The organism is Alphaproteobacteria bacterium (assembly GCA_019695395.1).
Taxonomy (GTDB): Bacteria; Pseudomonadota; Alphaproteobacteria; order JAEUKQ01; family JAIBAD01; genus JAIBAD01.
Map to the genome: position 1 here is coordinate 57,383 of JAIBAD010000002.1, position 21,706 is coordinate 79,088.

At 32.9% G+C, this 21,706-nt stretch carries 17 protein-coding genes and 1 tRNA gene; 2 read left to right on the top strand and 16 right to left on the bottom strand.

All coding sequences use genetic code 11. From position 1 onward, the window contains the following. Nucleotides 1-56 precede the first annotated feature (56 nt). From K1X44_00800 to K1X44_00825, 6 genes are read right to left on the bottom strand one after another with little or no spacing between them, the layout of a single operon-like run. On the bottom strand, nt 57-809 hold the full coding sequence (locus K1X44_00800) for a hypothetical protein (protein MBX7145827.1): 753 nt from the start codon (nt 807-809) through the stop codon (nt 57-59). After that, the gene (locus K1X44_00805; protein ID MBX7145828.1) at nt 810-1,949 is read right to left on the bottom strand and encodes a hypothetical protein; all 1,140 of its coding nucleotides are present in this window, start codon (nt 1,947-1,949) and stop codon (nt 810-812) included. Between the two features lie 4 nt (nt 1,950-1,953). Continuing rightward, complete coding sequence (locus tag K1X44_00810; protein ID MBX7145829.1) at nt 1,954-2,535, bottom strand: histidine phosphatase family protein; 582 nt, start codon at nt 2,533-2,535, stop codon at nt 1,954-1,956. Nucleotides 2,536-2,537: 2 nt separating this feature from the next. Beyond that, nucleotides 2,538-3,701 carry a glycosyltransferase family 4 protein gene (locus tag K1X44_00815; protein ID MBX7145830.1) on the bottom strand — a complete coding sequence of 388 codons (1,164 nt, stop codon included), beginning with the start codon at nt 3,699-3,701 and terminating at the stop codon, nt 2,538-2,540. After that, nucleotides 3,698-4,960 carry a glycosyltransferase family 4 protein gene (locus tag K1X44_00820; protein MBX7145831.1) on the bottom strand — a complete coding sequence of 421 codons (1,263 nt, stop codon included), beginning with the start codon at nt 4,958-4,960 and terminating at the stop codon, nt 3,698-3,700. The genes K1X44_00815 and K1X44_00820 overlap by 4 nt, the downstream gene beginning before the upstream one ends. A gap of 3 nt (nt 4,961-4,963) precedes the next feature. Further along, nucleotides 4,964-6,205, bottom strand: a complete 1,242-nt coding sequence (locus K1X44_00825; protein MBX7145832.1) for a hypothetical protein — start codon at nt 6,203-6,205, stop codon at nt 4,964-4,966. Between the two features lie 103 nt (nt 6,206-6,308). Between K1X44_00825 and K1X44_00830 the strand changes: the two genes are divergently transcribed. Both K1X44_00830 and K1X44_00835 read left to right on the top strand, forming a co-directional pair. Beyond that, the gene (locus K1X44_00830; GenBank protein ID MBX7145833.1) at nt 6,309-9,017 is read left to right on the top strand and encodes an ABC transporter ATP-binding protein/permease; all 2,709 of its coding nucleotides are present in this window, start codon (nt 6,309-6,311) and stop codon (nt 9,015-9,017) included. A gap of 19 nt (nt 9,018-9,036) precedes the next feature. Beyond that, nucleotides 9,037-9,486, top strand: coding sequence for a cyclic nucleotide-binding domain-containing protein (locus tag K1X44_00835; protein MBX7145834.1), 450 nt, complete (start codon nt 9,037-9,039; stop codon nt 9,484-9,486). A 58-nt stretch (nt 9,487-9,544) separates the two neighbouring features. On the opposite strand, the gene K1X44_00840 is transcribed toward K1X44_00835, so the two are convergent. The 10 genes from K1X44_00840 to hemC all read right to left on the bottom strand — a co-directional run bounded on the left by K1X44_00840 (nt 9,545) and on the right by hemC (nt 21,632). Then, nucleotides 9,545-10,993, bottom strand: coding sequence for a hypothetical protein (locus K1X44_00840; GenBank protein MBX7145835.1), 1,449 nt, complete (start codon nt 10,991-10,993; stop codon nt 9,545-9,547). A gap of 297 nt (nt 10,994-11,290) precedes the next feature. Beyond that, nucleotides 11,291-12,817 (bottom strand): DHA2 family efflux MFS transporter permease subunit, encoded by a 1,527-nt coding sequence (locus K1X44_00845; protein MBX7145836.1) that lies wholly within the window; start codon nt 12,815-12,817, stop codon nt 11,291-11,293. 16 nt (nt 12,818-12,833) lie between these two features. Then, on the bottom strand, nt 12,834-13,901 hold the full coding sequence (locus tag K1X44_00850; GenBank protein MBX7145837.1) for an HlyD family secretion protein: 1,068 nt from the start codon (nt 13,899-13,901) through the stop codon (nt 12,834-12,836). Nucleotides 13,902-13,951: 50 nt separating this feature from the next. Beyond that, on the bottom strand, nt 13,952-15,631 hold the full coding sequence (locus tag K1X44_00855) for a Kef family K(+) transporter (protein MBX7145838.1): 1,680 nt from the start codon (nt 15,629-15,631) through the stop codon (nt 13,952-13,954). A gap of 95 nt (nt 15,632-15,726) precedes the next feature. After that, a complete protein-coding gene (locus tag K1X44_00860; GenBank protein MBX7145839.1) occupies nt 15,727-17,082 on the bottom strand; it encodes a pyridoxal phosphate-dependent aminotransferase in 1,356 nt (451 codons plus the stop codon). 200 nt (nt 17,083-17,282) lie between these two features. Beyond that, nucleotides 17,283-17,357: transfer RNA gene (locus K1X44_00865), tRNA-Thr, on the bottom strand. Nucleotides 17,358-17,382: 25 nt separating this feature from the next. Continuing rightward, the gene (locus K1X44_00870) at nt 17,383-18,885 is read right to left on the bottom strand and encodes a hypothetical protein (GenBank protein ID MBX7145840.1); all 1,503 of its coding nucleotides are present in this window, start codon (nt 18,883-18,885) and stop codon (nt 17,383-17,385) included. After that, the gene (locus K1X44_00875; protein ID MBX7145841.1) at nt 18,882-19,895 is read right to left on the bottom strand and encodes a hypothetical protein; all 1,014 of its coding nucleotides are present in this window, start codon (nt 19,893-19,895) and stop codon (nt 18,882-18,884) included. The genes K1X44_00870 and K1X44_00875 overlap by 4 nt, the downstream gene beginning before the upstream one ends. 11 nt (nt 19,896-19,906) lie before the next feature. Then, a complete protein-coding gene (locus K1X44_00880; protein MBX7145842.1) occupies nt 19,907-20,701 on the bottom strand; it encodes a uroporphyrinogen-III synthase in 795 nt (264 codons plus the stop codon). After that, nucleotides 20,676-21,632, bottom strand: coding sequence for a hydroxymethylbilane synthase (hemC, locus tag K1X44_00885; protein ID MBX7145843.1), 957 nt, complete (start codon nt 21,630-21,632; stop codon nt 20,676-20,678). Before hemC ends, K1X44_00880 begins: the two co-directional genes overlap by 26 nt. Nucleotides 21,633-21,706: the final 74 nt, after the last annotated feature.

Consider the following 21,706-nt stretch of genomic DNA (forward strand, 5'->3'; position numbering starts at 1 on the left):
ATATTAATCAGAATTGAAATTTATGCTCTTGTCAAATGTAATAGTCATTTTAAAGTTCATTTAATGAAACTCTTTAAACTGATCCATTGGATACAAGAATAATTTTGACTAAAATCCAGTAAATTTTGGATAAAATTCCAGCAATTTTTATCATGAATAAGATGATGAGTTAATAATCCCAAAGGATTATGGGATGACGAATTAAAACGTCTTTTTTGTATTTCATGAAGGATCATATCTATAACTTGGCTTTCTCCATAAAAGCTTTTTCCTTGATGCCAATTTATAGGGTCAATATGACAGTTCCATTGAAGAATTCCTTTTTTTAATCCAATCTTATCTGTACCAAAAGTAGATAATCCTTTAAATCCCAGAGATGGAAGATAATCAATAATCCTATCATCGATACGATTCCAGGGTGGTACCAAAACTGGTAAAGCATAAGGTCCAAAAACTTTTTTCATTAATAGCTGTCCTTCATGCAAATCATCTATTGAGTCTGATAAAGAACGATTAAGACCAAATTCACTTTTTTTTGTGGGATATGTTTCATGATTATGATGGCGATATCCATGTTGTACAATTGATAATTCATACTCATTATGGATCATGTCATCTAATTTTAATTGATTGGCATAAGGAATAACAGCCAAGGTAATTGGACAGTGGTTTGTTTTTGCCAGATTTAAAAGAAGCTGCAGCTCAGGGGTAAATTGAACGGCATCATCATCACGCCACCACATATATATGGATAAATTATGGGAATCCCATAAAATTAATTCTTGTTTAAGATCACTCCAACTAGCCATTTACATACTTTTAATAAAATTGATGGTGTTCGGAATACCTTGAAGATTAATAAGTATATCTGGAATTTCTTGGGGTAAATGATCAAGGGATTGTGCCAAAGATAAGGGGGTTAAGTCATCTTCGTGTAAAATATGTAAAAACCCAAATTTTTCAAAAATTTTTGCTCTAATCATTTGTTCGCTTTCATTTTTTTCCATAAAAGGTATAACCAAAGATGGTATTTTAGCTTGAAGAAGATCCAGGGTTGTATTATACCCTGCCTGTGAAATAGAACAAAATCCTTCTTGTAAATGTTGATAAAAATTATTACCGAATCTTTCAAAAATCATATCAGATGATTGATAAGATTTTATCATATTGCGATGCTGTTCAGATATAAACGACCCAATAAAAAAACGCCATGTATAGTTTTTAAATTTTGATATTTTTTTTGCTTGTAGAGCACATTGGAATAATTTTAATGAAGCACCCCCCCCACCTGCAGAAATGATTATTTCTTTATGTCTTTGCAGAGATTTAAGGGGGATAAAAGAATAATTTGGGTTTGTTATATAGCCTGTATAAATGATTTTATGATGAAAGGTTTTTGTATCGGGAAATGTTTGTTCTAAGGTGATAAAATTTGGGTCCCCATGGACTAAAATATAATTAAAATAATTTTTAATAAAGCAAAGCGTTTTTAAGATTTTTTTGGGGTTGGTCGTGGGGAGTAAAATATCACGAACAGAACATAAAATTTTTGGTTTATTTTTTTGAGATGATGCTTGATCTAAGAAAGGAATAAGTTCAAATTCAAAAAAATGACGACCAAAGGGAAAATGTTCAATTATAATAATATGGGGATTAAAATCCTTTAATTTTTTTATCAAAATTTCTTGCCGGGTTTTTTTCCATAATTCATTAATAGGTTGATCCCGCCCATCAACATATGTTTTGAATGTATGATCCAAACTTCTGACAGGTGGAAGCTGAACGAAATTAAATTTTCCTATTTGTGGATGATCAGGAGACATACCCCCTGATGCTAAACATATTTGAAATCCTTGATTATGTAAGGCCTGGCACAAAAATAAAGCACGCTGCCAATGACCAATACCTAATAAATGTTGAACATAAAAAAATATTTTTATTTGTGCCATAAAATTATTTTAACATAATATTCATAGTCTCAATAGCCGGGATTCCATCATGATTTATTTTAAACAGATGAAGACAATTGGGTTCAATTGGAAAAGGTGGTTTGCCAATCATATCCCATCCTGTTGCTAATGCCATAATATTTCGAATAACACCACGATGGGTAACAGCAATAGTATTTTTTTTAGATTGTCCAAGGGAATATAACCATGGTTTTAGGCGATTTTGTAATTCCCTTGGTGTTTCACCTTGGGGAGGGTGAAAATCAAGACCTAATTTTTCACGCTCGTGAATAGTGGGATCAAGATTATTTCTTAATTCTTGTAAAGTATGACCTTCATAAATTCCCCAAGACATTTCTTTAAGGTTAGGAACAATTAATGGTTCTATACCCAATAAGGATGCAGTTTCAAGACACCTTTTTAAAGGGCTTGATACCCATAAAAAATTTTTAAATTTTTCAGGAATAATCCAATTTTTAACTGTTTCTTGACCCCTAGGGCTTAGAGAGATATCTGACCAACCTTGAATTTTTTTTGATTCATTCCACGAGGTTGGCCCATGTCTTATTAATCCAAGTAAGGTCAAAATTAATTCTCTTTCTCATGTAATGAAACAATTTGATGAAGTAATGTATCAATTTTTTTTGATGCAAAAGAAAGACTGTGAAATTTTTTTGTCATTGTTTTTGCCTTTTTGGACATAGTCCTTTTTAATTCTGGATTAGACAAAAGTTTTTTAATATTTTTTGTAAAATTTTTAATATCACCAGGTTTATTTAATAATCCTGTTTCATTGTGATAGACAATGGAAGAAACGCCGCCATAATCACCCGCCACCACCGGAAGACCAGATGTTTGTGCTTCTAGAAGGCTCATCCCATAAGCTTCATTAATAGCAGGCCATACAAAAATATCGGTCATTCTATAAAAATTAATTAAGGAATTTGAATCCTGTTGACCAACAAAAAAAACCTTTTGATCTTTACTTAAACTTTCAAAGCTCTTTTCTATTTCTTGTCTTGCTGGGCCATCTCCCACGATAATTAATTGCCAAGGTATAGATTTTATTTTGACTAAAGCTTCAGCTAAAAAATTGTAGGATGATAGTTTATCCCCAAAACGCATCATGGCCACTGTTAAAAGCCAGGGTTGTGTTGGATTACAATTTAATTTTTTTGCCAGTAATTTTTTTAATTTTATAAGCTGATTTAATTTTTTTTGGAAGATTTGAGTTTCTAAAAACGGGGCAAGATTTGTAATTTTATGATCATTTCTCAATAAATCTACAAGACCAAAATTATCACGAGGGTTAAGTGTTAAAATATGATCAGCTTGATTTAAACTCTCTATAACTTTTTTTGCATTAAAAGCCCATGGTCCTTTTAATCTTTTACGCGCATGGGATGCTTCTGCCACAATATAAGGGATATTTAAATGATGGGATACAAAAGGTCCAATTAAATCAGGTGCCTTATAATAAAGGTGGTAGGTAAACCAAATATGGGGGCGTTTTTTTAAAGGCCTTTTTAAAAAAATTTGAATTAAATTATCACATATTTTTTTAGCTTCCTTAAATTTTCTCTGTTGGTAGATTAATGACCCTTTATCTTCAAAACTTCGAAAAGAACTTGCAATTTCGACATGATGTTGTTGCATTTTTAATGCTTTAATTAATAATCGTGCCATTAATCGATCACCTGAAGGAATTAAGTGATCTGGTGATTTTAAAGGGGCATAAAAAGCTATATTCATAAATCTTTAGGTAAAAAATCAGAAAATTTTCGAAGAAGATCTTGGATACATTGGTTTAAAGAAAAATAATCTTGAAGCCTCTTTTGTCCATTTTGGCCTAGAACCTGCCGGAATTCAGGTTGGGTTATCAATTTTATTAAAGATTGAGCCAAATTCTTGGGATCATTGGGATTAACTAATAATCCTGTTTGAGTGTCCAGAATGAATTCATCAATTCCCCCGCTATAGGTTGATAAAACAGATAACCCTTGGCTTTGTGCTTCCATCAAAACATTGGGTAATCCATCTTGATCCCCGTCATGTGAAGGTTTGCTTGCAAGTACAAATATATCAGCCTTTTGGTAAAAGGGAAGAATGAAATCTTGGGGTTTTGCCCCGTACCATGTGATTTTAGATTGAAGTCCAAGCTCATGGGCAAGGATTTTTAATTTTTCTTTTAAAGGTCCGTCCCCTATATGAATAAAATGCCAATAAAGTGTAGAAGGAAGCAGGGAAAAAGCTTGGAGAAGATCATCATATCCTTTTTTATCAACCAGTCTTCCAACTGAAAAAATAATAACCGGTTTAGTTGGATCGGAACCTTGATTATTATTATACAAAGGTGTTGCTAAAGGAAATCTTTTTAAATCCAACCCATGGTAGATTAATGATATTTTATTTGGGTCCGCACATAATGATTTTAAATATGTACACCCTTTTTGTGTACAAGTGACAAGCCATGTTAAGGAAGATAATTTTTTCTTAATTTCCCATATGGGTGTTGTCCATATATCCTTGGCATGGGCTGAACAGCTCCAAGGAATATTAAGAATAAGAGATGTATAAAAAGCAACCGAGGCAGGTGTATGTAAAAAATGGGCATGAATTTGACCAATATTTTCATATTTAGTTTCATAAACAAGAACCAAGGCTTGCCCAAATCTGCGTATGCGATTGAAACTAAAATCTTTTAAAAAATCACGGATCCAACTTTTAAACGCCAAAGAATAACCAGGATAATTTTTTCTTACATAAAGCCAAGATTTAAAAACTTTAAAGCAGGCATGTGATAAATATTCAGGCAAGTAAAGTATAGATGCTTTAATTTCTTGATGAATAGGATGGGTATATGTATCAGTTGGTTGACGTAAGGAAATAATTTTTATAGGTAATCCATTTTTTTCAAGTTCCAGTATTTCTTGCGCAATAAATGTTTCTGAAAGTCTTGGATATCCTTTTAAAATAAATAAGATTTTTGAGGGTAATGTAACGGGTTCCACACATTATACCCTTTTCATTTTAACCACAGATGATTTTTCTGGAATAGATGAATTTCTACGTTGATTTTTTAAGGTTAGCCATTCTTTGGCTAATTTTTGTACATTATTTTGTCCCTCTAAAAGACCGGGTATGCTTACGGTTGACGGTAAATTTTGTTTAGGTAAATTTTTTAAATATTTAATCATAATTTCTGTATCCTGATATTTATTTTCAGGGAGCATTTTAATAAGTCCCAGCTTTTCTGCACGTTCTGCCCGTATATATTGCTCTAATCTTGGTTTTACACGTGGAATAACTAAAGCTTTTTTATCAAAAGATAAAATTTCACAAAAAGTATTATATCCCCCCATGGCAACAATACCCTCAGCTTTCATCATAAGATGTTCAATATTTGTATCGAAACTTATAATTTTTATTTTTTTCAAAGAAACGGCACGTGTTAAAAATTCAGCTTGACGGTGGGATGGCATAAAGGGCCCCAGAATTAAAACAGCTGGTAAAAGTCCAGATGAATTTTTTTCATAAGCACGAAGCACCCAATCAATCATGGTATCTCCATCACCCCCTCCACCTGTTGTTACCAAGATATAGGGTTCTTTAATTGATAATGTTTTTCCGTAATGAGTTGAGATGGATGGCAAATGTCTTTTCAAATAACCTGTATAAAAAATTTTCTCTTCAATTTTTTCTGAAAGTTTAATACCAGATAAGGGATTACAAATTTGGGGTAATCCATAGACCCATATTTGATCATAATAATTTTGTAAGGCAGGAATAATATTTTTTCGTTTCCACTCGGGTGCAAGACTTTCTGGATCATCCATAATATCTCTTAAGCCTAAAATAATAGGCACATCTTGCTTTTTTAAAAGATGTAAGGTTTTCTCAACTTCCCCTCTTAACCCTAAAGGTTCTTTGTCCACAATAAAAAGATCTGGCCTGAAACTTTCTGCTGTATGGCGAATAATAGATTCACGCATCGCAAGTGTTTCTTTAATATCAATATGAAGATTTAAAGATGTATAATCCCCATTGCGTAACTTAATTACACCGGGTATTCTAACAAAATCAACTCGGGCACGAAAATCAAAGCTTCCTATAATGGGGGATCCAGATAAAATTAAAACAGATAAATCTTTGTTTTTTTCAACTAAAGTGTGGGCAATCGAACGGCAACGACGTAGATGGCCCAATCCAAATGTGTCATGGCTATAGATTAAAATGCGGAAATTTTTAGGACGCAATAATTTTTCCTTTATATAATTATGCCGAATGATTTTAGCATATAAATATCTTTAATGAATAGCTATGATAAAAAATTAAAATGAAATAAAAAGTCAAAAGATTATGGATCAAAATCTTTTCAAATATATTATACGCCATAGTAAATCGGATCAATTTATTATCTTGGGTTGGGTTTTATTATCCCAGGTTTTTTATTTTATATCTTTGGATTTACCTAAAACCATTGTTAATGAAGCGATTTTAGGAAAATCTTTCCAACATTCACAAACAGCTTCGTTATTCTCTTTATCTATAACTGTCCCTGATTTTTTGAAATTCTGGGAAGGTCCATCCCAATTTATATTATTTGAAGGAATTAATTTTGAACGGCTGACTTATCTAACAGTTCTAAGTTTAATCTTTCTGCTTTTGGTTATGGTAAATGGTTGGTTTAAATATTATATCAATACCCAAAAAGGACGTTTGGGCGAACGTATGTTACGGCGGTTGCGATTTGAATTATTGGATAGAATTTTAAGATTTCCTCCCTTTTATTTTCGTAAAGTTAAACAGGCAGAAATTGCCACAATGATTAAAGATGAAGTTGAACCTTTAGGTGGATTTATTGGGGATGCTTTTGTTCAACCTGTTTTTTTAGGAGGACAAGCTTTAACGGCCTTATTTTTTATTGTGTTGCAAAGTACATATTTGGGATTGGTGACAGTTGGCGTCCTTTTGATCCAAATTGTAATTATACCTAGGATGCGACGCAAGGTTTTAGAGCTAGGTAAACAAAGACAAATTACGGCCCGTCAACTTGCTGGTCGTATTGCAGAATGTGTTGATGGTATTGTTGAAATTCGCACCAATGATACATCAAATTATGAACGTGCTGAATTTTCATCAAGATTAGGGTTGATTTATTTTATTAGATTTGAAATTTATCAACGTAAATTTATGATTAAATTTTTAAATAACTTTTTATCTCAAGTAACACCCTTTTTATTTTATTTATTTGGTGGATATTTAGCAATTAAAGGATATTTAGATGTAGGGGGGTTAGTTGCAGTTATAGCTGCCTATAAAGATTTACCAAGCCCAATTAAAGAGCTCATTGATTGGGATCAACAAAGACAAGATGTCCAAATTAAATACCAGCAAGTTATTGAACAATTTGATACGGATGATATTAGCCCAATTGAATTTCAAAATTTAAATCCAGAAACATTACAATTAGAAGGTAAAATTACTTTTCAAAATGTTGATGTCGTTGATGATCATCATCATAAATTATTAGACGCATTTAATGCTCAATTAGATCTAAAAAAACACATTGCGGTTGTGGGACCAGCAGGTGAAGGAAAAGAACAAATAGCTTTATTGCTGGCAAGATTAGTTCAACCTAATATGGGCAAGATATTAATAAATGATCAAGATTGGTTTTTGTTACCGGAATCTATGGTAGGCCGTAGAATGTCCTATATTGGTCAGGATTCATATTTGTTTTCAACAACAATACGTCATAATATTCTTTACGGTCTTAAACATTATCCTATATCTGAATATGAAGAAAAAAAATCAAAAGACCAATTTTTTATTGAAGAAGCGCAACGCTCAGGAAATGTAATTTGGGATATTCATGATAACTGGATAGATTACAAAGTTTGTGGATTTCATAATTCCCATGAACTTGACCAATATTTGCTTGGGTTGTTAAAGTTCGTTGGCTTAGAGGAAGAAATATATCGTTTTGGTCTTCGCACCGTTATTTCACCAGAAGGTTGGCCCACCTTAGCTGATGATATAGTAAAAGCGCGTAAAATTTTACGTGAATATTTTGATAAACCAGAATTTAAAACAATTATAGAACCTTTTGATTATCGTTATTATAATCGTTCTTTGGCAGTTGGCGAAAACATACTTTTTGGTATTGCTTTAGATAACTCTTTTACTGAACAAAACCTTTCTTCTAATTCTTATATTCATGATGTTATTAAAAAAGCTGGATTATGGGATGATTTTTTATTAATGGGTTATAAAATTGCCCAAACATTGACGGAGCTTTTATCTGATCTTCCTACGAACCATCCATTTTTTGAACAGTTTGGTTTTTTTGAAGAGGAAGATTTACCTTATTATAAAAGTTTAGTTGTACGTGTTAATGACAAGAATATGAATTCTTTATCTAAAATGGATAAAAATCATCTTATGAATTTAATTTTACGTTATAATGAAATGCGGCACCGTCTGGGTATTGTTACACCTTTACTTCAAGAAAAAATAGTTCAAGCAAGATTAATTTTTTCTAAAGGCTTACCAGAAAAGTTTTTCGATTCGGTACGATTTTATGATGACAAAGCTTACAATCCCGAAGCTACATTACAAGATAATGTTCTTTTTGGTAAACTTGCTTATGGGCAATCTCAAGCAGCATTAAAAGTGCATCAATTGATGACAAAGGTTTTAGATGAATTAAACTTGCGTCCAAGTATTTTACTTGCTGGTCTTGATTTTGAAGTAGGTGCGGGTGGAAAAAAACTTGCGGCTAATCAACGTCAAAAAATTGGAATTTTGCGTGCCCTTTTTAAATCTCCTGATCTTTTAGTTTTAAACCAAGCAGCGTCTCTTTTTGATCCCGCAATGCAACAATATCTAGTTGAATCAATTTTAGAAAAACAAAAAAAATGTGCAGTTGTTTGGGTATTACACCATGCTGAACTTGCCAAAAAATTTGATGTTATTTGGGTGGTTAAAAATAATCAAATAGTTGAATCAGGAAGTGTAGAAGAACTTGATAAAGATGGTACCCATTTTTATGCTATGATTTCATAATAGTTAAGGATTAAGCATGATGAATTTAGATCAAGAAGTTGAAGCTTTAAAAAGAATAAAAATGTTTGCAAATATAGAGGCAAGTAAACTTAAACTTTTAGCTTTTGCGAGTGAAAGAGTTATATTTGAACCAGGTGAAAAATTATTTAGCCAAGGCGATATGGCAGATGCTGCTTATATTGTATTAGAAGGACACGCGGATATTATTATTGGCCCTAAAGACCAACAAATCAAAGTTCATGAATGTGGGCCCAATAGCTTAGTAGGAGAAGTTGGTATTTTATGTGATGTACCAAGGACAGCAACAATTTTGGCAACAACGCATTTAATTGCTTTGCGTATAAGTAAGGATATATTTTTTCAAATGATAAAAGATTTTCCAACTTTTTCTATTGAAATAATGCGTGAGCTTGCCCATCGTTTGGAACAAACAAATATTCTTTTATCACGAAATGGAAATTCTGATTAGGTTACGAAAAGGGACTTTGCTTATTATAGCAAAGTCCCTTTTATAAAAAGTCTAACTATTATTTACCTAAAACTTTGTCTAAAACATCTTTAGTTTTACTAAGAGTATCTTTAACGGCACCGCCTGCGCCATCGACGGTTTTACCAACAGCATCAGCTACGTTACCACCACTGCTGCTTCCTCCACCGTTGCCGCCATTATCAGAGCCGTGGCTATTACCTATTTCTGCATTAAACATTCTATTTTGGCTAGAAGGAAGAAGTGGCAAATTACCTGCTGATGAAGTGTTAACCTGAATTGGGCCATTTTGATTGCTATGAGTTATACCCGTATTTATCCCAACCAATCCACCTTGACCACTATTGTTGCCGGATAGAGTACCAACACCAACTAGGCCACCATTGCCACTGTTATTACCGGATAAGGCACTAGCACCAATTAAACCACCGTTGCCGCTGTTATTACCGGATAAGGCACTAGCACCAACTAAACCACCGTTGCCGCTGTTATTACCAGATAACGCACTCACACCAACTAAACCACCATTGCCGCTATTATTACCGGATACAGCACCAACACCAACTAGGCCACCATTGCCACTGTTATTACCGGATAAGGCACTAGCACCAATTAAACCACCGTTGCCGCTGTTATTACCGGATAAGGCACTAGCACCAACTAAACCACCGTTGCCGCTGTTATTACCAGATAACGCACTCACACCAACTAGGCCACCATTGCCACTGTTGTTACCGGATACAGCACCAACACCAACTAAACCACCATTACCATTGTTGTTACCAGAAAGAACACCAACTCCTGCTATGGTGCCATTGCCAGTGTTATTTCCACCGCCAAGTGATATGCCAATTAAAGGTAATCCACCACCATTATTTCCATTATTGTTCCCGCCATTGTTGTTGTCATCACCATTATCAGAAGTTTGTTGACCACCTCCATTATGGTTACCATGATCTGGTGATTCACCTAACCCAGAATTTACAGGGATGGGTAAAAGATTTAAAGCGCTTATGAATAATTGGTAACATTGCTGGCTTCCGACCCCCTTATGTGATTGAGGAAATTGGGCCACCCAACAATCAAAATTTACCTGGGCTTTGGCCGCTGCCATAGGATTGATTGTGCGTGCTCCTTGATTAAAACTTTGGATGAGATAACTCCGCATTCTCTGTGCATGTTCAATCATGGAACTAGGCATAGACCAGGAATTTGGACTTTCTGGTTGAATAAGTAAGTTTTGATCAGCTTTTAAAGCTTTTTGATAAAAATATTCTTTTTTTCGTAAATCTGGTGTTGGTTGCATAGTTCCCGCGAAATTTGAAACTTCAACGTAACCTTGCGTTAAATAGGTATTAAAATCAGTATCAGATTTTGCATAGCTTGGTGTAATACCAAACAAAAATGTAGAAATGATTAAAGTGTTCGTAAAGCTAATTGATTTTGAAGATTTATTTACCATTCTATCTTTTATATCTTGGAAAACCATTTTCTCTCCTCTTTCTCTCCCCTAAGTATATTCTTGGAAAAGTTTGTTTTATAATTAATTATAGGATTTTATTTATTTAAAAATTGTAAATAAAAAGTCGAAACTTTAAAAATTCATATTTTACATGAAACCAATGATTTTTTTTATAAAGAGGTTTATTTTTCTATATATAGTAGATACCTATCTACTAATCAAAAATATAGAAAATCCATGAAAATAAATAATGAAGTTATTTTCATATTTTAGAATAATAGTATATTTTTTTAGATAAAATTTGATTTAGAATCAGAAATAATTTTAATCAATAATAGGTTTTGTAATTTCTTCCCTATTTTGTTTACGTAAAAGTAAAACCATAGGGATAATAGCTATAACCATCCACATCATAAATTTAAAATCATTAATATAACCTATAGTAAAGGCTTGTTTAGTAATTTCATTATTAAGAACAGCTAACGCTGCTTTTTCGTTATGTACCATTTTTGGTGCTATTGAATGTATAACATGTGTCTTGTTATAAAGTGTAATGTCTTCAACAAGATAAGCATGGTTAATTTTTGCATTTTGACTAAGAAGAGCAATAACAATTGATATTCCAATACTGCTTCCTATATTACGCATTAAACTAAAAAATCCAGCAGCTTCTGTTCTATGAGATCCAGGTAATGTCGCAAAAGCTATGGCGCTTAAGGGAACGAAAATAAAACCTAGCCCAAATCCTTGGATTATCCCGCTTGAAATAATTAAATGAACAGGGACAAAAGTTGTAAATTTTGTCATTTCAAATAAGGAAAAAGCAGTTAACATTAAGCCAAAAGTAATTAAAAATCTTGGATCTATTTTTCCTGTCATTTTACCAACGATAATCATCGCAATCATGGTGCCAACTCCGCGTGGTGCTAGTAATAGTCCAACATCAACAACTGGATAGCCCATAATATTTTGTAAAAATGGTGGAAGAAGTGCCATAGTGGCCAATAGAATAATTCCAACAAAAAATATAAAAATTATTCCTGTAACAAAATTACGATCTTGAAACATAAATATGCTAATAAAAGGATGTTGAACATAAAAAATATGGACAAGAAACATCCAAAAAGAAATAGCTATTAAGCCTGCATAAAAAATAATTTCCCATGAATGAAACCAATCGGCTTGTTCACCCCGGTCTAACATTAATTGTAACCCTCCAATGGCGATGCTTAATGTTAAAAAACCAAAAATATCAAGAGGTCTGTGACGTATATCATCTTGGGCAAGAAAAGTATATATGCCTAAAAAAGAAATAATACCAATGGGTAAATTGATATAAAATACCCACCGCCAACTATAATATTCTGTTAAATACCCACCGAGTGTTGGCCCTAAAATAGGTCCAATCATAACCCCTAATCCCCACAAAGCCATAGCTGCCCCATGTTTTTCTTTGGGATTTATATCTAATAAAATAGATTGGGATAAAGGGACTAAAGCTGCTCCAAAAACACCTTGAAGAAGTCTGAAAGCAACTATTTCTCCAAGGGATGTAGATATACCACAAAGAAGTGAGACAAAAGTAAATCCGGCAATAGAAATTAATAAAATATTTTTTCTACCGAAATTTTCGGTTATCCAACCTGTGCATGGTGTCATAATAGCAGAGGCGACAATATAAGATGTTAAAACCCACGAAATTTGATCTTGAGTTGCCGAAATACTACCTTGTATATGAGGAAGGGCGACATTAGCAATAGTTGTATCAATAACTTGCATGACTGTGGCAAGCATAACGGAAATAGTGATCATCCCCTTATAGGGTACATAGGTATGTTGGGATACAGTCATAACAAAAAATTATTATTTAACCATGAAAAGAAAATAAATTAGAAAAAAAATGTTGTTCCCCAGTATCAATAATAACATGACTGCTCATCCCACCAGCTAAGGGAGGGTTGCCCTGGTAATCGGTTAATTCTAATCTTACCATGATACGTTGAACAACCTTAACCCAATTTCCTGAACTATTTTGTGGGGGTAGAATAGCAAATTCTGATCCAGTTGCAGGTGTAATGCTAATAACTGTAGCTTCCCATTTTTCTTGGGGATAGGTATCAATTTTAATTTCAGCTTTTTGGCCAGGTCGTACATAAGTTAAATCTGTTTCTTTAAAATTTGCCTCAATCCATAATTGATTATCATTAACCACACTAAAAAGTGGTGTGCCTGCATTAACATATTCCCCTTCTTCAAGCGTGACGTTAGCAACAACCCCATTTGTTGGGGCATAAATTTCTACATGCGACAAATCTAATTTTGCCTTTTCAAGCTCTTGCAGGGCTTGCTTATAACGAGGGTGATTTTCAACAGGTAAATTTGGATCGTTAGCTAATTTTACCTTTTGGGCCAAAACATCTTGCTCGGCTGCATTTTGTGCCGCAATCGCTGCATCTCTTTCATAAACGCTTTGATCATATTGGGCCATAGCCATGACATTGGTTTGGGTTAATTGTTTATAGCGTTGATATTTACGTTCTTGAAAACGAACCTCCTCTTTTGTTTTTTGAAGTTCAGCAATTTTATGCAAATAATCCGCTTTCATACTTTCAATTTCGCTTTGTATATTAGCAAGATTGGCTTCAGCCCGTGTAACGGCAATTTCAAAAGGTTTTTTATCTATTACAAATAATTTTTGCCCTTCTGTAACACGTATATTATCCTTGATGGTAACTTCGATAACACGTCCATTTATTTCTGGGCTGATAGGTGTTTTAGCAACTTTAACATAAGCATTTTCTGTTGATACATAACGATCCCCAAAAAGATAGAAATAACCTCCTGTGAAAATAATTAACAAAGGAATAATTAAAATAAAAATATAACGACGATAAATATATAAATTTTTTATCAAACTATTTACTTTTTTTGTCACAATAAAATCTCGTTTTTTTAAATATATGGTTTATTTTGATATAAAATGTATTAAAAAGAAATTGGATGTTGTTTATGAAGATATTCTACCATTCGACGTCCTACTTCACGGGGACCCATAACAGCTAGATCAACATTTTGTTGAATAAAATAATCCATCTCTTCGTCATTATGGGCTCTTACCAATACTTTAATTGAAGGCTTAAGTGTTTTAGCCACCTCAACAATTTTACGTGCTTCAAAAGGGTTGGGAACAGCAACGATAATGGCAATAGCTGATTCTATGGCTGCTTTTTCTAATGTTTCTGCATGACTAGCATCCCCTACAATTGCATGAAATCCTTTATTTCTCAAAAGTTCTATTCGTTCCCTATTCGCATCAATCACAACTAAATTAATATGGGCCGATTTAAGATTATCAGGTATATATTGGCCCACACGACCATAGCCCACTAAAATAACCAATTCTTTTAATATTTTTTTTTCATCTATAGCCAAGTAAGATAAAGCATCATTTCTTTTTGTAAGAAAGCTAAAAATTTTGGATTTTTTAGTTATAAAATCATAAATAATTGTACTTAATTGAAAAAGGGCCGGATTTAAAGAGATAGAAATCAAAGCACCTGCTAGAATAAGATCTCTTCCTTCTTCAGGTAATAAATTATGCTGAACGCCAAGATTGGCTAGGATAAAAGAAAATTCACCAATTTGGGCTAATCCAGCAGAAACTAAAAAAGCAGTTTTTAAAGGATAGCGTAATAATAGAATAATTAAACTTGCTGCTAAACCCTTACCAATAATAATAACAGCTAGAACAAGAAGTACTTGAAAAGGATGATCAAGTAAAATTATAGGGTTAAATAACATCCCAACTGAGACGAAAAAGAGCACAGCAAAAGCATCTTGTAAAGGTAATGCTTTTTCAGCAACTTCATGGCATAAATCGGATTCTTTGATCATCATACCTGCAAAAAAAGCACCTAAGGCAAATGAAACATCAAATAATTTTGCAGCTCCAAAGGCAACGCCAATGGCAACAGTAAAAACTGCGAGCGTAAATAATTCACGGGAATGGGTTCGAGATACAGCCATCAGTAACCATGGTAAAAAACGTTTTCCTAAAACCATCATAATGCCAATAAATAAAGCAACTTTACCGATAGCCCAAAAAAAATCTTTAAGAGAGCTTACATAATGTAATGTTTCATAATTTTTAGCTAATGCAGGTATTAAAATTAAAACAAGAACCATAGCTAAATCTTCAATAATTAACCATCCTATTGCAATATTTCCATTAACAGATTGGAGAAGATTATAACTTTCTAAGGCCCGAAGAAGAACAACAGTACTAGCCACAGATAAGGCTAAACCTAAAACCAAACCACTGGCCAAGGGCCAATTCCAAAAAGATGAAATCAAGATACCAAGAAGCGTTGCAACAATGATTTGGACTAAAGCACCTGGAAGGGCAATATGTTTTACTTCTAAAAGATTGGTAGTCGAAAAATGCAATCCCACGCCAAACATCAATAATAAGATACCAATTTCTGACAAAGCTTCAGCAATAGAAGCATCAGCAACCAACCCAGGTGTGAAAGGCCCAATGGCAATCCCTGCAATAAGATATCCAACAATAGGCGAAAGTCGTAGTTTAGATGCAATAAGTCCGCAAAGAAAAGCAGCAGAAAATCCAACAGCTATTGTAGAAATAAGCGGTAGTTCATGGGGCAAAGTCATTGATGAAGGTTTCTTAAAATAAGGTAAGAAGCTAAAATCTTAATTATTAAACTATAATTTAAAATAGCAAAAATGAATAGTTTTTTATTTTAAGCAGATATAATTTTTTTTGAATGATTTGATTGTCTGATATTTTGTAAAACAGATTCCACAGAATCCATAACTTTGTTTAAAAGGTTCATGCCTTGGCCACATGTAATACGTAAAACACAAGCATCAGGATCGTGATAAAAGTATGATAAAGGAAAAAGAGCAATATTTTTTTCTGCTAAAAGATAGGCGGCCACATCAACATCAGTTTCAACTACGCCTGATGTATTATACGTACCTAAAATTTCTTTGGTTTTTGATGTTAGGGATAACCCTTTAAATTCAGATAAATCCATTAAGACATAAAAAATTTGGGGGTGATGATTTTTTTTGGGGTAAGCAATACCCAATTCTTCTGTTCTTTCAGTAATTTTTTGAACTTGGCTTTGATAAAAATCTCGCATATCTTGATGATGTTCCTGTTGATGGTTCTCGTACCATTCCATAACCTTGGTATACCCTGCTTGAATTTCGGGTGCGACTTTAAAATAAATATGGATGTTTGGATCCATAATTTCTTGAATACGTTTTTTGCTGGCTGCTACAATACCCACCCGGTATCCGGTTGCTGAAAACCCTTTACCGATGGTACGAATAATTGTAATTCGATCTTTTAAATCAGGTGCAACTTCAATTAAAGAAACATGTCCATTAAATGCAACTTCAGCATAAGCTTCATCAAGGGTGATGCTAATATTTTTATTTTCTGGGCGGCGCAGGATAATGGCTACTTTTTCCCAAACCTCTCTTGACGTTGCATAACCCATAGGATTATGGGGATCACATAATCTTATTTCATGAATGTTACCATGTTGGTTTCTTGCTTCTTTAATTGTTTCATCTAATTTTTCTGCTGTAAATCCGTGCTGGCTGACATCCATGGGAAACATTTTAGGTGAATGGTGCCACATATGACATGGAAAGGGTAAAATAACCAAAGCATCACGTGTAATATGTTGGGTTAATGCACTAAGACTTCCCGTGGCCCCAGCAGTAAATAATATTTCATCTGCTTTATAACCAGTATGAGATGATAATTTATAAAGTTTGTTAAGTGTTATAGCGATACGTTCTCTGTACCTTTTTTCTCCTTGGGGATCGCCATATCCTTCAACTGCCCGCATGTTATGTTCATCTTTAAACTCTGCAACTTTATCAAAATCTTTATTTTTCAGATGCGCTCTTGCCACAGTAATAGCTTTTTGCTGCTGATCAAGATATTCTTGCATACCTGTTAAAAATTCAGGACGCATAGGAAGAGAAGGTTCTCCTACAATTGTCATTTGTATACCACGTTGTTCAGCGTTATAATAAAATGACATGAAAGGTAATAAAGATCTTTTTGGTTTATACATGTGTTTTAAATAACCTTTTATTTAATAATTTTTTATCTATCTATAAGTAATAAAACGTAATTTAGAATTATAAAGATCTAGTTTAATTCAAGCAAGTATGGATTATTTTGTATTATATATACAAAAAAATAACAGATAAATGGTCCAATTTTATAAACTATAATTGCTTTAAATTTGCAATTGCCAATTTAATAAAAAAATGGTGCCGACGGCGGGATTTGAACTCGCGACCTACTGATTACGAATCAGTTGCTCTACCTCTGAGCTACGTCGGCTTAGCTAGTAAATTTCTAAATTACCCTAATTAACTAATCTAGCAGCGTCAACCGAAGTTTGCTCTTCTTTTAATTGCTGTTGGGAAGGATTGATATCTATAGTATTCTTATCAATCTCTATAGACTGCTTAAGATTATTTGGATCATGAGGGTTTTTGATATTGACGATAGGTTCTTGATAATTAATTTGATTTAAAGAAAGATTATTTTTGTCCATAGCAATAATTAAAGTGGATGCAAGGCGCCAATCAATCGTATCAAAATTATGGCATCTTGGACAGCAAGCTTGCCAAGAATTATTTTCATAATTGCAACTTTTACAAACCCACCCGTAATTGGGTTCTGCTTTAGATAATTTATCTAACCAGTGATTGACTTGAACTGGGTCATGAAATCCTTGTTCTTCAATTTTTATCATAAGGTGACATAATTCAATAGTTAAAGGACCTGTATGTTGGGCTTGATTTAATGAAGTACGTGCAATATCCCATTTCTTTTCTTGAATAGCAACTTTAGCAATGGTTATAAAACTTATATAATGGTTGGGATTAAAAGAAGCTAATTTTTGTGCAGCAAGGATAGGAGATTTATTTTTATCAAAATTTTTAATGTATAAATCAGCTAATATTGGATGTGGTGTAACACCCCAATTCTTCTCTATATATTTTAAAAGTTGACGAGGCGTAGAAAGTTGATTTAAAAACCAGCTTTTTAAAATGACAGCAAATATTAAATGAGGTGCCCATCCTAATATACGTTGTAAAAGATCTAAATTTTCTTTTATTTGATCTGAATTATTAAGTATGGAAGATAATTTTAATCTTAATTGTTCGGTATAAATAACGGCCCGATAACGAATTGCTTCTATCTGGGTTAAAACACCTATTTTTTTTGCCTGGTCCAAAATATCAAGACAATTTTGCCAGTTTTGGAGACGAAAATTAAGATTAAGATATGTTTTAATAAGCCAAGGGTTCTGGCCATTTTTTTGCATGGCATTTTTGGTTAAGAGTAAAGCTTGATGAATATCATCATGTTGTAAAGATTGGGTAATTAATCCTCGGCTACCTAAAAACTCTGTTTGGTCATTTTGTTGCATGGACAAAAAATATTTTTGTGCTTCTTTTTCATCACCAGCTAATTGGGCTATTTGAGCCGATAATAATAAAGTTAAAGGTGAAGTACCAAGATAATGAACAGATTGCTTAATTAAAGAATTTGCTTTTGTGGTATCTCCTGCGGCAATTGTTAAAATTGTTTGAGATAAAATAGCTAAACCTTTTTCTTGATTTTTTTGTTTTTTCTTCAACCGCCATTTTGCAGGAAAATGAATGATAAAATTGCCTAATGCTAAAATAAATGATAAAGCAAGTGTAAAAAACACAAAAAAGAAAACGAATAGCCAACTTGGCATACCTATTTGATATCCAAACCATTCCATAGTTATTTGACCGGGTTGATTGGATATCCAATATGTTGTTAAAATGATAAAAAATAAAAAACAAAATATAATGAAAGTACGGATCATAATGTCCCTTGAGATAGCTGAGCTGTTAATAAATCAAGTTCAAATATAGCCATTTTTTGTAAAATTATCTGTGCGGATATATAATTCTTGGCTTTTTTTATCCATTCCGCGAGATTAGATGTGGATTCAATAGATGATGAAAGAGTATCCAATTCCATCATAGCTAAATCCCAATTTCCAACTTCCATATAGTCTAATATTTTTATTAAATGCTCAGGAACAAGGGTTTCTGATTTATGAATAGTATTTATGGGACGAATAGTGATAAGATTTTTAAATGACTCTATAATCTTTTTAATAGAACTTTCAGATTGATCGGATGTTATGTCAGGAGGTTGATTATAATCAGTTTTTAATTTTAATAATTCTTTTTTTAAAGTTATAAAAGTTGGAATGCCTTGCTCTGCCCATGGTTCTAAAGATTGAATAATTTCTTTAAAATTAGAAATATTTGGGTCCTTATTTTCATTAAATTTATGGAATAAAGTGCTAAAAGGCACACCTTTGTTTATAAAGGTTCGAAGAGTTTGGCTATAAAGTATAAGAGAGATAGCTCGATTTTTTTCTTCAAAGATTGCTAACGTTTCATTAATTTTGGTGATGTTAAGAAAGTCATCAATCTTATCAAGCCGCGTTTTGATATTTTGCCATTGATCATTTTGTTGTTTTAATTCATCAAATACTTTATTTAAATCTTGGGTTCGTTGCTGGTTATTTTCATTCAATTGATTTGGATTTGAATTAGGGACATTATTTTCAAGATTAGAAAGAGCTATTTTTTGATGAATATCATCAAGTTTCTTATTTAAATTTTCTAAAGTTGATAAAGGAAGTGTGTTGTTTTGTTCTGAATTAATAGGGGATGATGTTGATAATTGAGTTTGCTGGTGCATTTGTTGAGACCAAAATAACCAACCGGTAATTGCAAAAAATAATATGATAAGAATAAGAAAAGAAATAAAAAAAATGACCAGTCTAGTGCGGATTTTGTTATTTTTAGGATTATCCATAAAAATTGACCTTAATTACAGTTAGGATTTAATTTTATATCAAATAATTTGAAGAGAGAAAGCAAAGAATTTTGATTAGCTTCTGAAGCTATAAGTATTTTTTTCCAAGAAAACAAATCAATTTCTTTTGATATTTCTGGGCTTAAACATAAAGCAAATATATTTTTACATGCTTGGACCAATTTGTAATCATTTTTAATAAGATTAACAAAGATAAAAGCAGTTCTTGGAGAAAAAAAAACAATATAATGAATAAAATTTGATTGGATCATCATCGTTGTCTGAGGAGTTAATTCTTGAAGAGGTAAAGCTTGATAAAGAATTATTTTTTCAATTTCAAACTTTTTCAATTTCAAAGGCGTAATTAAATCATGGGCAACCATTTCACCTGCCAGATAAAGTAATTTCCCATTGCGATAATCTAAAGTTTCTAGCAGGGGAACTAAACTTAAAGCATTATTTGATCCACAAATTATTTGGGTGAAGTTATAAGATTGCGCAATATTTGAACTTCCTTCGCCTACAACAAAAATTGGTATATGACGCTCTGAATAAAGAGAAGCAAAAGCTTTTATGGCATTCTTACTTGTAAAAATAAGAGCTTGGATTTGATCAAAATTAATGGAAATATTTTTTATAGGGTTGATGGTAATTAAGGGTTCAATTTGTATATTAAGATCATAGGTTGCTAATATTTGGCATAAAATGTCACTATCATCCTGGGGACGCGTTAAAAGAACATAAGGTTTGGGTTGAATATCTTGCATGAATGATGAAAGCTTAATCCTTAAATCTAAATTGATCAAATTTTTTCCCTAGGCGACTTTTTAATTTTTTCCCTAATTTTCTCCCCAACTCTTCTGCGTGGGTACATGATCCCAATTCTTCTTCTTTTTCAATAATACTTCCATCAGGCATAGCAATTAAAACTTTAAGGTGTAAGGTATGATCAGATATTAATTCTGCATAAGCTGCAATAGGTGTTTTGCAAGATCCATCTAGTTCGGCAAGACATGCCCGTTCAGCTGTAATTTGGTGGCGTGTTTTAAGATCATCTAAAGGAGAAAGAAGTTCTTTTAAAGCAAAATTATCCTGCCGTATTTCAATACCAATAGCTCCTTGAGCTACAGCAGGTAGCATTTCGTCGAATGATAAAATTGTAGCTTTATCCATATTTTTGTGAAGACGGTGAAGACCAGCAACTGCTAGGACAATGGCCCCCACTTCTCCTTGAGATAGTTTTTGGAGGCGCGTTTCAATATTACCTCTTAAAGATTTAATTTGTAAATCAGGTCTTTGGGCTAAAATTAAGGCTTGTCTGCGGAGAGAAGAAGTTCCAACAATAGTGTAGGGGGGCAAATCTTTTAAGCTTTTGCCCTGAGATGAAAACAGGACATCATGAGGATCAGCTCTTGGTAAAAAAGAAGAAAGTTCAAGTTCTAAAGGAAGTTCTGTGGGCATGTCTTTCATAGAATGAACGCCAAGATCTATAGTTTTATTAATTAATGCTTCTTCTATTTCTTTGGTAAATAATCCTTTACCTCCTAAATTGGATAAAGGTTGTAGGAAACGATCCCCTGTTGTTTTAATGGCAACAATTTGAATAGCCCCGGTTTGAGATAAAAAAGGATAGTGTTTGATTAAAGAATCTCTTACTTCAAATGCTTGGGCTAAGGCAAGAGGACTTTTTCTTGTGCCAATCTTAATAGGTAAAGGATAGGTGAATAAACTATTCATATTTTATTTATAATTTGATCTAACTAATTTTTCATATAAAGATGAAACAGAAATTTATTAAGAGTTTGTTATTT